The sequence below is a fragment of the Candidatus Coxiella mudrowiae genome (assembly GCA_001077715.1).
In the GTDB taxonomy this organism is placed as follows: domain Bacteria; phylum Pseudomonadota; class Gammaproteobacteria; order Coxiellales; family Coxiellaceae; genus Coxiella; species Coxiella mudrowiae.
In genome coordinates this window covers 881,310-893,631 of sequence record CP011126.1, presented here as the reverse complement: position 1 = coordinate 893,631, position 12,322 = coordinate 881,310, and the positions used below count along the sequence as shown (strand labels likewise).

Sequence of the window (12,322 nt, the reverse complement as noted above, 5' to 3'; positions counted from 1 at the left end):
GCAAACCCATTGGGCTCATTGTGCACGTATCGATACTCTTTTCCATAACTAAGGATTTCATTAATTTGATAGGTGCATTGCGTAAATAAAGTGAAACTTCCAAACTGCCCTACTGCTTGGCATCATGGCACGCGGCATTGAAGGCTTTATAAACTTGCATTGCTTTAGGTGCACAAGCCGCAATAAACTACAGCTTGCGCCAAGGTAAATTCTCTCTCTGCTGTTCCCCACTCGCTCATAAGTTTCCCAAGCATCAAGGACTATTTGTAATGCGCGAGGGTCTGCGTTTCCAATATCTTCACTTGCCATTCGTAAAATGCGCCTTGCGACATAAAATCGGTAAGGACTTTATCAACCACCCTCTTCCACCACCCATTTTTCTTTTTCTTCGCAGCAAAGTTATCCAGGATTTCTAAAATATTTAAACACTGATGAGCATCGCCATCGGAAAATTTTACGATACGTTCACACAACGAAGGAAGAATTTCTAAGGTTTTTTGCCCAATCCTCGTTCGGGGTCTTTGAGAGCTTTCTCTAAGATATTTAATAAATCCGCTTCAGCTAATTCTTTTAATACATATACTCGTGTTCGCAACAATAAGGCGTTGTTTAATTGGAAAGAGAGATTTTTCGTTGTAGCACTAATTAAAGTAATAGTGCCCTTGTTCTACATAAGGCAAAAAAGCATCCTGTTGAGCTTTATTAAAGCGGTGAACCTCGTCAACAACAAATAAAATGGTCGGCTGATAAATATCCTGAGCTTGCTCTGCCCGCTTTACTACATCACGAATATCCTTTACACCCACTAAAACAGCAGACAAAAATCTCACACGCGCCACTTTTTTGAGCCATTATTTCTGCCAACATTGTTTTACCCATTTCCCGGAGGCCCCCACAAATATCATGGAATGTAATTTTCCATTTTCTATTCACTGAAAAAGGGGGGTATCCTTATCCTTACCACCTAATAAATGCTCTTGACCAATAAATTCCTCCAGTGAGTGAGGACAGGACGCATTCAAATAGCAAGGGGAATAAAATTAATTTTTTGATGACATCAACATCACGCGAGGGTTTAAATTCGAATAAGTGATCTGCTAGCAGTTGGTTAATTTTAATTTTTTTAAATTGAAAAATACTTCTTTCCTCTAAATTATTTAATACGGTCATTTCTGTCAGTTGCTTTTGAAAAAATTTTAATCGGATCCATTTAAAATCGAGATCTTTTTTAATTCGAGGCACTAATTCAAACACTACAGTGCCATCATTTAGTGAACTTGTTATTGTAAGGTTTTGTTTTAAATCTTTTATAGAACCTGATAACAAAGAGGCAGGATTAATATTTGTTCTTTTTGCCAGTGGTTGTTTGCTAGCTTGAGATAAATCTTTATTATAAACCCATAAGGTTTTTCCGTTGGTGATGATAATTTGATTGGTAGGAATATTTGTTTCCCACCGAAAACGCCCCGGCCGTTTGATCATTATTCGGCCCCGACTTTGTTGGATTACTCGTTCTTCACTATCGAAAGTTGTTTGTCTGAATGTAGCCTGATAAGTGTGAAAACCGGACAGCAATTGACTTAACTGAGAGGTGGCATCAGGTTGATCAACTGCAATACCAACTAAAGGGATAAGCAGAAATAATAGAAAAAAAAATAAGTTATTTTTATAATAATTCATTGTATTATTTTTTAATAAGCCGATTTTTGACCCAAACACATTATTTAGAACCTTCGCGGGTTCACCATTTTAATTTTCTTGTGAGGAAACCAGCACTTCGCGGGTTCCATTATTTTCCATGGGACTAACCACACCGGCTATTTCCATGGCTTCCACGATTCGGGCAGCTCGATTATACCCAATCTTAAAGCGGCGTTGAATACTCGACACAGAAACCCGCCGAGACCGAATAACGACCTCTACCGCTTGGTCGTAAAGGAGGTCTCGTTCGCCTTCCTCGGATCCACCCCCTAAAGCAGCTTCTGTAAATCCTCTTAGATCCTGAGCCGTCATTTCATCGAGAATTCCTTCTAGATAATTGGCTTCGCTGCTCTTCTTCAGATATTTCGCTACGCGATGCACCTCTTCATCCTTGACATAAGGGCCATGGACTCGAACCGGGACTCCCGTACCCGGGGCTAAGTAAAGCAAATCTCCATGGCCCAATAGTTGTTCTGCTCCTTGTTGATCCAAAATAGTCCGCGAATCAATTTTGGAAGAAACTTGGAAAGCAACACGGGTAGGAATATTAGCCTTTATTAAACCCGTAATCACATCTACAGAGGGTCGTTGAGTAGCAAAAATTAAATGAATCCCTGCTGCGCGAGCTTTTTGCGCGAGGCGAACGATGAGGGTCTCGACTTTTTTGCCTACTACTACCATCATGTCCGCAAATTCGTCCGCAATTACTACAATCTGTGGCAACTCTTGGAGCTCTGGCAGCTTCCCTTCTTCATTGCTTTGAAGGGGGTCTAGCAAAGGCACTCCGGCTTCACTCGCCTCTCGCACTTTAGCATTGTAGCCCAGGATATTACGTACTCCCAACGAAGCCATGAGACGATAACGCCGCTCCATTTCGGCCACACACCAACGTAACGCTGAAGCTGCGTCTTTCATGTCAGTCACTACGGGAGTGAGCAAGTGGGGGATCCCTTCATAAACAGAAAGTTCCAGCATCTTGGGATCAATAAGGATAAGGCGTAAATGTTTCGGAGTAGCTTTATAAAGAAGGCTTAACAACATGACATTCAAACTAACGGATTTACCGGAACCCGTTGTGCCTGCTACTAACAAATGAGGCATTTTTGCTAAATCAACGATGACCGGGTGACCCCCGATATCTTTCCCTAATGCCAACGTTAAACTGGATCGTGCATTTTGATACTGCTTAGTGGCTAAAACTTCATACAAGGACACTACCTCCCGAACCTTATTAGGGAGCTCAATGCCAATAGCGGATTTACCTGGGATGACTTCAACCACTCGCACACTGATCACCGACAAAGAACGAGCCAAATCTTTCACTAAGTTAGTTACCCGACTTACCTTTGTCCCAGCAGCCAGCTCTAACTCAAAACGAGTTACCACAGGCCCAGGATGGACGGCTACCACCTGAGACTGAACTCCAAAGTCTGCCAAACGTAATTCCAATTCTTTAGACCTTTGTTGTAATTCCTCTTCGGAATAAGAGGCTTCATGATCCTTAACGGGTTTATCCAGCAAAGAAAGATCTGGAATGATCACAGAACCTTTAAATCGAGGTGCTTTAAACTCTGTATCCACAATTTCCAATTTGGGACGTTCAGCGATTTTTGGTTTAGTATTCATTTCCTGCGGTTCTGGAATGAATGCCGGCTCTACCAGTTTAATTTGAGGAATAGCGACCGATACCTCTTGATTTCTGAGGGAGGGTATGGGAAATAAATCTTTCCATGAAATTACTCGCAACTGTTCTTTTGTTAATTTTGCGAGCTTCATTAAAACTCCACCAAAAAATTCCAAAAACCAAAACCAAGATAAGCCGGTGAATAAAGTGATTCCAATCATTAGGAAAGAAAACAAAATTAATGTGGTTCCCACCCTATTACAAATAGGCAGTAATGTTCCCGCCACCACAGTGCCGAGTATTCCACCTGCATTAAACGGAAGATGAGAAGGTGAGAAAGACAAATGAATAACAGCCAACCCTGTGCCTGCTAATAACAGCAATAAAAATCCCAGAGAACGTAAAAGAACCAAAGACCATATTATGAGAGGTTCAGTCCGTTGTTTATGTCGATTTCGGAAGAAAATCCATCCAGCAAAGGAAAGAATGAAAGGAAAAAGATAAGCTAAGTATCCAGCCGTGTATAAAAGAAAATCAGAAATCCATGCCCCTATTTCTCCTGTAACATTAGCCACTTTTTTAATTGCTACGCTATGCGACCAACTCGGGTCTGAGGGGTGATAACTCACTAGGGCAAGAAGGAAGAAAACGGAAAATGTGAGCACTAAAATAAAACATCCTTCGCGCAAACGATAGCTTAAACTCGTTCGAGAATTGATCTTCGTTTCCTTTTCTATTTTTTTGCACTTTTTACCTCGCTTCATCGGAACTCCTTCATCTATGTCGATGAAAATGCAATTAGAACTGGGAGAGAAAAAATCTCAGTTCTAATCGCACCCGTCATTAAATGAACACTAGAACTGCTGGATAATTGCGGTTAGTATTATAGCCCGAATAATTCTCTAACAAACACCTAAATCAGATAAAATCATGAATAATGAACAACACCATTCTCTTATCATTCTAGGCTCAGGTCCCGCCGGCTGTACTGCAGCCATCTATGCCGCCCGCGCTAATCTCAAACCTATTATGATCACGGGAATTGAACAAGGCGGGCAATTAATGACTAGCACAGATGTGGATAATTGGCCTGGCGAAGCACCGGGATTACAAGGTCCTCAACTTATGAAGAGAATGCAAAAACATGCAGAACGTATTGATACCAAAATAATTTTTGACCATATTCGTGAAGCAAATTTAAAAGTTCGGCCTTTTGTTCTCACCGGTGATAGCAGCACTTACACTTGTAATGCTTTAATCATAGCTACAGGGGCTTCCGCCCGCTATTTGGAACTACCTTCGGAAAAGGTTTATATGGGCAAAGGAGTTTCGTCATGTGCCACCTGTGACGGTTTTTTTTATCGCGGGAAAAAAGTCGCTGTTGTAGGGGGCGGAAATAGAGCCGTAGAGGAAGCTCTTTACCTCTTCCATATCGCTTCTCATGTGACACTCATTCATCGTCGGGATAAATTACGTTCCGAAAAAATGCTTACTGTACAATTAATGAAAAAAGTGGAGAATGGAAATATCAACATTGAATGGAACCACGTAGTTGACGAAGTCCTCGGCAATGATCAAGGCGTAACCAGCGTTCGTCTTAAAAATGTTCAAGATGAGAAAACTCAAGAACTCCGCATCGATGGTTTGTTTATCGCCATTGGTCATGACCCTAATACAAAAATCTTTAAGGACCAACTCGATATGAATGAGGCAGGTTACCTACGCGCCAAATCCGGTTTAGAAGGCAACGTTACCGCCACTAACATTCCGGGTGTATTTGCGGCGGGCGACGTTACCGACCACGTATATCGGCAAGCCATCACCGCCGCAGGAATGGGTTGTATGGCAGCGCTGGATGCGGAGCGCTATTTGAGCTTATTCACAGAGTGACTACTTCAAAAAACCTCATTAACGAGCTCATGAAGATCATAGGTAAGAGAGTTTAATCGCGTTTCCTTAATTACTGCTCGAGCTAAGCGCCTCAACAAAATGTCCTCCTTAACCTTTTGCAAAAGCGTCTGCTGATGCACTACTTACTCGTGACCATAAACTGGTTGTTTTATAAAGGCCATCTTTAGCAACTGCTTCGGCAAACTCTTCTCCATAATCTAAAAAAATAGTTTTCTCAACTCGAATTCTTTGCTAGATCTGTTCAGACAGGTCTTTCTCTTCACCATCCAAGATGATAATAACGAAGTAGAGTTAGCTTTCTTAAATGAATTAACACTTTGACTTTCTTGGGATTTAAAAACCTATTGATTAAAGAGACTATTTCAGGCACTATTACTTTTTTTAAACAGAATCAAGTCTTATGCCAAAAGAAGAATCTATTGAAATGAAAGGGGTAGTGATTGATTCGCTGCCTAACACAACTTTCAGAGTTAAGCTTGAAAATGGTCATGTCGTCACAGCCCATATTTCTGGGCGGATGCGCAAACACTATATTCGCATTCTAACGGGTGACGAAGTGATCATAGAATTAACTCCTTATGATTTAAGCCGGGGCCGAATTGTATATCGTGAAGCAGGAAGAAAATCTGCTCAATCAGAAGAATAGAAGAATAGTCCTCCTGTAAATTATTCACTAAATGTTGAATAGTCAGCTGACCCTTCCACTACGTCGACTACAATTTCGTCTCCTTCACATGGAGTTCTCCAAATAATAACTGGTCCGCCAAAGGAATTTTTAATTTCTCTTGGATTATGCTGGCCATTGAGGCAGGCACCCATTTTTTTATTATAACCATGCTCAGCACCATGCTCGGCCAGCCATTGTTTCGCTTCCATGCTAAAATCTTAAGTATCGTCGAATTCCAAGTAATTAAAAGGGGGCTCCAATTAAACGAGAGACCGTATGACGTTCTATATATTCCGACAATATCAAATCGAATTAACTCAATCCCCAATGCACTTTCTAGTTGACGAGTGACTTCAGTTTTACCTACTTCCTAGTAGGACCTCTGCTAACAAAAATGATCCTACTGGCTGGTATCAGCATTATTTAAGCCCGCACTCAATAATTTAATAGCGTTACACAGAGCTTCCACCGCTTTACTTTGCCCAAAAACTACTTTTTTAAGTTGCTTAGGTAATTCCAGTAACAATTCTTTATCGGTTTGAGTAATATTTTTGAGTAATATTATAAATAGGGATTCGTGCCATCTTGGCGACAATATGAGGCATGGTCTTTCGAAAAGAAATTACGAAACTCTTCATAGAGTAGTAGGTCCCCATACAACAGAGTTCGCCTATGGTTAATAAAGTGGTTTAATCAAATTTAACGCATCCATGGTGCCGCCGATAGCTGACCCACACACCAATTAAATTATGAATCTCATCAAATCAATAAATACAATCGCGCCAGCTTCTCGACTTAAGGCCCTTTAATACCGACTTAAACCGTTTTTCAAAATCACCCCAATATTTGGTACCTGAAAGTAATATCCCTAAATCCAAAGAATAAACAGTGCCATGAGAAAGAGGTTTCGGTACTCAGTTTTGCACAATTAATTGCACTAATCCTTCCACAATAGCCGTTTTACCTACCCCTGTATCGCCTACCAATAAAAAAGGATTATTTTTAGTTCGTCGACAAAGAATTTAAATATAACGCATTAACTCTTCTTGCCGACCAATAATCGGGTCTACGCGTCTACTCCACGCTCTTGCGTAATTTATTGTGTAAAGATCGATTAGATTTTCATCCACCGTGGTTTCTTGCATTCCAGTGCCTTCTGACATTTGATGATGATCTGGGATAAAACGGGTCTCATGGCAGGGTTTAATGATACCTTGAGTGGTATAATTGATAATATCGATTCGGCTAATATTCTCTTGGCTCAAGAAATAAACTGCTTGACTTTTAGGCTCACTAAAAATGGCAGTTAAAATGTTCGTTCCTGTCACTTCGGGAGGGTCGTTATATTGGACATCATAAAATCGCCATTAAAGATACCAAAACCCACCTTTAAGCGATCCAAATTGGCTTCGCAAGCGGTAAGCACTCTTGCTCCTTCGGGGTTATCCAAAAAGGCCCAGCAAAAGGTGTTCAACGGTGATAAATTCATGACGCCTATCTCAAGCTTGGAAAAACGCGCAATTTAAGGTCTTCTCCAGAGTTTTACTAAACATGACCCCGGGGCCCTCCCTCCTCCTACGCTAAGTGATTAACATCCTCTCCACTTATTCTTAAATGTGGTAAAAAGAAAAAAGTTTTTCCTACTCTTGTGGGAGATTCGTCGTATTGACACTTTTTTATTTTGATTTACAAGTAGTTATAAGCATTTTTTTAAGATCCTTTACCGTTTTAAGATTATGTTAAATCATAAGTTGATCGAAGAGATAAGCCAGCTTAACGAATTTCGCCGAAAGGATGGCTAAGGAAACCACCTGGAAGAAGGAGTCAACAAGCTTGAGGAGGAGCAGAATGAGAATACTCCGCGTATTGGCGGAGCAAGATCAACCACATCAGGCTATTCTGCAGCTCCCAATTCTCATGGGCTTTTTGCTCCTTAAAAGCGTAAGGGAGTTAAGCAAAAATTGGCCCTCTATCGGCTCTCGTTTATGCAATTATACAACGAAAACCTAAAGTGATTACTGAAAAGTATTAGATTGCCTTTCAGAAGGGGGGTCTGTCGCCCCTATTAACGACGAGAAAACTCTTTCAAAAATTGAAAGTCATTCAAACATCAGATGAACTCCCAAAAAACTTATTCAATATGCTTTAAAACAACATGCCACGAGACTGAGACCCGCTTTTGAAGATGGTGATATTTAAACATTAGAGGCTATTTATCTGCTAATTTTCCGACGAGAAGAGATTAATTAAGTTAACCAAACCAATAGCCCGGAAACAGATAAGCAAATTTCAAGTCTGTGTCCAGGAGTTAGGACTATTTGGCATCGTAGAAATGACTATGACCGTTAGTCATAAATCTATAAGCCAGACTCCCAGGACTTAATTCTCTTTGACTCGCTCTACCCACAACCCCTGCCCTTGTGGCAAGCGGTGATAAGCCCTTACATATGCTCGATAATTGTCTTGCCAAACTGGGACGTACTAACCTCGTGAGCATCATCCATCAAACGAGCAAAATCGTAGGTTACCATTTTACGCTCAATGGCACATTCAATTCCTTTAATCACCAAATCTGCTGCTTTTCCCCAACCGAGGTAACGTAGCATCATTTCAGCGGACAAAATGAGAGAACCCGGATTGACTTTATCTTGTCCCGCATATTTAGGTGCGGTACCATGGGTCGCTTCGAATAAACCAATGGTATCGCTTAAGTTAGCACCGGGAGCAATACCAATTCCGCCAACTTCTGCTGCTAAAGCATCCGAAATATAATCACCATTCAAATTGAGGGTAGCGATAACACTATATTCAGAGGGTCGCAAAAGAATTTTCTGTAAAAAAGCATCAGCAATTATGTCCTTAATAATTATGGTTTCACCCGACTTTGGATTTTTAAACGAATGCCAAGGACCACTACCCAATGGTTTTGCGCCAAATTCTTTAACGGCCACCTCATAGCCCCAATCTTTGAAGGCACCTTCCGTAAATTTCATAATATTGCCTTTGTGAACAAAGGTTACGGAATCGCTATTGTTATCGATGGCATATTGAATCGCTCGACGTATGAGCCGAGTGCTTCCTTCTTGAGAAACGGGCTTAATTCCAATACCTGCCATTTTCGGAAAACGGATTTTCTTTACCCCCATTTCTTTTTGTAAAAAATTGATAAGTTTAATGGCTTCTGGGCTTCCTGCCTTCCATTCAATGCCCGCATAAATATCTTCTGAATTTTCTCTAAAAATAACCATATCCACTTTTTCAGGCGCCTTCAGCGGGCTTGGCACACCTTTGAAATAACGCACAGGACGAAGACAGACATAGAGATCCAAATTTTGACGAAGCGCTACATTTAACGAACGAATCCCTCCGCCGACAAGCGTGGTAAGAGGACCTTTAATAGCTATCTGATACGTTTTAATCGCTTCCAAAGTTTCATCGGGCAGCCAAATGTCTTTTCCATACACTTTGGTGGCTTTCTCACCCGCGTAAACTTCCATCCACGCCAACTTGTGCTTTCCCTTATAGGCCTTCTCTACTGCTACATCGATAACATTTTTCATCACTGGCGTAATATCCACCCCGATGCCATCTCCTTCTATATAGGGAATAATCGGTTGGTTCGGTATATTTAAACTACCTTCATTGTTAACCGTAATCTTTTCACCTTGGGTGGGAATACAAATATGTTGATATGTCACGAGTATCTCCTAGCTATTATTAGGGCATGTAGCTTAGCTAAGGGCTTCTATGAAATCAACATTGGATCACACCATAACTAAAAAATCGATATTCTTTCTTAACTGCCTCTTGGTAAGCTTCCATTATTAATTCATAACTACCAAAAGCACAGACCAGCATCAACAAAGTAGATTTTGAGAAGTGAAAATTAGTTAACAACATATCCACGCAATTAAATTTAAATCCAGGGTAAATAAATCAGTCTCCCCAATAATCATATATTGGGTTGGCATTCTCCACTTCTGGCAGCTGTCTCTAAAGAGCGCATAACTGTCGTCCCGATGGCAATTACCCGACGTTGTTTTCATGACACAACTTGATAGCCTTACACATGGAGGGAGGAACTTCCATCCATTCGCTATATGCATCCGATGCTCACACAAAGATTCCACACGCGAACGAGTTGAAAAGTTTCGTCTCCCACATGTAACGTAACACGTGCGAAAGCAATGTTTTTTTTACGCAGAAGCTTAAATGTGTCATTGTCAAAATGTAACCCTGTCATGGGTGTTGCGATAGCTCCTTCTTTTTCAGCAAAAATTGTTTGATAGCGACATTGGTCCTCTTTATTAAGATTCCGGTGAATATAGGGGGCAAAGGTATTTGCCCATATTTATGTAACAAATCTAAGAGCGATAGTGAGAGATCCAAAGCGCATTCAAATAAATCCTCATGCTGATCCGTGACTAGAATTTCAAAATTATCTCTAATAATAATTCGACTTCCCGCTCCGGGTGCTTTGCTCACTGGTATATGAGCCAAAAATCGGTTGGACGATAAAATACGTTCAATGAGACATTCTAATTTTTCTCTTGTTTCTTTATAACCTAACAAGCGAGCAGAAATGACTTTGGTATCGTTCAAAACAATTAAATCACAATTAAATCGTTGGGTTCCACAAAGTTAACAAAATGAATAAGTTGTTGATAAGATATCGTTTTTTGACTGCGATCAATGCATAACAATCGGCTAGCGGATCATTTTGGCAAAGGCTGTTGCGCAATTAATTGCGGGGCAAATAATAATCAAAATTACTGGCTTTCCAAAATTTTTTCATAGTTAGTTATTGTGCAAAATTTAGAAGCGCATTTCAATTCAATTATTAACTAGTTAAAAATACCGTATATTAAAAAATTATTTTTATTTAATTAAGCAATTGTCTTTATAGCAATTTTTATTGTAGCTTTTTTTGGCCTCCTATTTTGTGGGGTCTTATTATGGCTAGCCCTCTTTTTTTGTCAGGCTCTATGATATCTTTCAAAAAGAAAGAAATATTTTAGCAATAATATTTTAAGGAATTATCCCGTTTTGAGGCACTGGCGCCATATCCTCCTCGGTATTCGTCCAGAAATCCACGCTTATTTTATCGAAGACGAGGAAGAAGGTGCTCCGTTTTTACCCAGGTTCAGCAATTTCTCGTTTACAAGCGAGTAAAAAAGTGTAGATACCAAGCCCTTCAAAACTCAGCTGGATGTACACAAGCCTAGCTATGTGAGTAGTATAGTAAGCCCTATTCCACCTCTCGCTTTAAATCTCTGCTATGAGTTTTGGAGCCATGAGCCCCGAAGCAATTCGGGCTTTAAATCGTGGTGCAAAGATGGGCAATTTCCATCAAGATATGGGCGAAGGGGGATTAAGTAAATACTATTTAATTGAAGGCGGCAATCTCCTGTGTAAAATTGGCACCGCTTATTTTGGTTGCCGCACCAAAGAGGGAAAATTTGACCCAGAACAATTTAAAGCAAGGTCTCGAATTCCTAACGTTAGAATGGTGGAAATAAAAATATCTCAAGGTGCTAAACCGTCACATAATGCTATTCTCTCCGGGGCAAAAGTTAATAAAGAATTGGCAGAAGCACACGGAGTAGAAACTGGTGTGGAATTGTATATCCGCCCCACTATGCACTCTACTTTTAAACTCCCATTGGTTTACTGGAGTTTGTACAAGAGCTTCGGGAACTTAGTGGCGGAAAGCCGACTGCGTTCAAGCTTTGTATTGGCATCCTTGAGGAATTTATGGTTATTTGCAAAGTCATATTAGAAATGGAGATTTATCCGAATTTTATCGTCATATATGGTTCAGAAGGGGGGGTACAGGTGCGGTGCCCTTAGAATTTTTCGACCGCGTACATGCCACTTAATGAAGGCTTGATATTTGCGCATAATAATTGCTTAGTAGGCATTGGTGCCCCGCCCACATATCCGATTAATTGGCAGTAACAAGGTCATTACTGGCTTCGATATACTAACAAAAATTGCTCTTGGAGCAGATATTTTAAATAGCACAAGTGGAATGATGTTTGCTCTAGGTTATAGTGCAGTCACACCGCTGCCACCTCAACATCTGTCCCACAGGCGTTACTACCCAAGATCCGAAACGCCGCTATGCCCTTCACATTGATGAAAAAGCTATTTTTTGTATAAAAAAATTCCATGAAAGCAGCCTAAAAAGTTTCCTTGAAAGTTTCCTTGAAGTATTAGGCGTTGCCGGACTTGAACCGCCCAGAAGATTTATAACCCTTTCATATACCGGGGCGTGAGCCGAGATGCGGCTCTATTACCTTATGATGAAATTTTTCCTTACCTTAAACCTAAAGATATTTTGAAGGGGCGAATTCCGAAAAAATGTAAAAGATATCAAAAACTCTGGAAAGAAGCGAATCCGCATCATTTTGTTGAGG

At 40.5% G+C, this 12,322-nt stretch carries 10 protein-coding genes and 3 pseudogenes; 4 read left to right on the top strand and 9 right to left on the bottom strand.

What is annotated here, in order from left to right:
- Positions 1–60 precede the first annotated feature (60 nt).
- The 5 genes and pseudogenes from CleRt_RS11830 to CleRt_RS04265 form a co-directional block, all read right to left on the bottom strand.
- Positions 61–309 carry an AAA family ATPase gene (locus tag CleRt_RS11830; RefSeq protein ID WP_235378830.1) on the bottom strand — a complete coding sequence of 83 codons (249 nt, stop codon included), beginning with the start codon at positions 307–309 and terminating at the stop codon, positions 61–63.
- Entirely contained in the window at positions 261–473 is a 213-nt protein-coding gene (locus tag CleRt_RS11825; protein WP_235379249.1) for a hypothetical protein, read from the bottom strand. Before CleRt_RS11825 ends, CleRt_RS11830 begins: the two co-directional genes overlap by 49 nt.
- Positions 474–641: 168 nt before the next feature.
- Positions 642–839, bottom strand: coding sequence for a hypothetical protein (locus CleRt_RS11820; RefSeq protein WP_235378827.1), 198 nt, complete (start codon positions 837–839; stop codon positions 642–644).
- Between the two features lie 205 nt (positions 840–1,044).
- A pseudogene (gene lolA / locus CleRt_RS04270) lies at positions 1,045–1,680 on the bottom strand (outer membrane lipoprotein periplasmic chaperone LolA); the annotation flags it as partial.
- Positions 1,681–1,749: 69 nt separating this feature from the next.
- Positions 1,750–4,089 carry a DNA translocase FtsK gene (locus CleRt_RS04265; RefSeq protein ID WP_048875216.1) on the bottom strand — a complete coding sequence of 780 codons (2,340 nt, stop codon included), beginning with the start codon at positions 4,087–4,089 and terminating at the stop codon, positions 1,750–1,752.
- A gap of 166 nt (positions 4,090–4,255) precedes the next feature.
- On the opposite strand from CleRt_RS04265, the gene trxB reads away from it, so the two are divergent.
- Both trxB and infA read left to right on the top strand, forming a co-directional pair.
- Positions 4,256–5,215 (top strand): thioredoxin-disulfide reductase, encoded by a 960-nt coding sequence (gene trxB / locus CleRt_RS04260; RefSeq protein ID WP_048875215.1) that lies wholly within the window; start codon positions 4,256–4,258, stop codon positions 5,213–5,215.
- A 421-nt stretch (positions 5,216–5,636) separates the two neighbouring features.
- A complete protein-coding gene (gene infA / locus CleRt_RS04255; RefSeq protein WP_048875214.1) occupies positions 5,637–5,882 on the top strand; it encodes a translation initiation factor IF-1 in 246 nt (81 codons plus the stop codon).
- Between the two features lie 20 nt (positions 5,883–5,902).
- Here the strand turns inward: infA and CleRt_RS10045 are convergent, their stop codons facing one another.
- The 4 genes and pseudogenes from CleRt_RS10045 to queA all read right to left on the bottom strand — a co-directional run bounded on the left by CleRt_RS10045 (position 5,903) and on the right by queA (position 10,698).
- Positions 5,903–6,112 carry a hypothetical protein gene (locus CleRt_RS10045; RefSeq protein WP_053097879.1) on the bottom strand — a complete coding sequence of 70 codons (210 nt, stop codon included), beginning with the start codon at positions 6,110–6,112 and terminating at the stop codon, positions 5,903–5,905.
- A 40-nt stretch (positions 6,113–6,152) separates the two neighbouring features.
- Positions 6,153–7,456, bottom strand: a pseudogene (locus CleRt_RS09045) (Clp protease N-terminal domain-containing protein); the annotation flags it as partial.
- A gap of 888 nt (positions 7,457–8,344) precedes the next feature.
- The gene (gene icd / locus CleRt_RS04245; protein ID WP_235379207.1) at positions 8,345–9,607 is read right to left on the bottom strand and encodes an NADP-dependent isocitrate dehydrogenase; all 1,263 of its coding nucleotides are present in this window, start codon (positions 9,605–9,607) and stop codon (positions 8,345–8,347) included.
- Between the two features lie 41 nt (positions 9,608–9,648).
- Positions 9,649–10,698: pseudogene (queA, locus tag CleRt_RS04240) on the bottom strand (tRNA preQ1(34) S-adenosylmethionine ribosyltransferase-isomerase QueA).
- A gap of 498 nt (positions 10,699–11,196) precedes the next feature.
- On the opposite strand from queA, the gene CleRt_RS11815 reads away from it, so the two are divergent.
- A complete protein-coding gene (locus tag CleRt_RS11815; RefSeq protein WP_235378825.1) occupies positions 11,197–11,682 on the top strand; it encodes a glutamate synthase-related protein in 486 nt (161 codons plus the stop codon).
- Positions 11,683–11,956: 274 nt separating this feature from the next.
- Complete coding sequence (locus tag CleRt_RS11810; RefSeq protein ID WP_235378824.1) at positions 11,957–12,181, top strand: glutamate synthase-related protein; 225 nt, start codon at positions 11,957–11,959, stop codon at positions 12,179–12,181.
- Positions 12,182–12,322 lie beyond the last annotated feature (141 nt).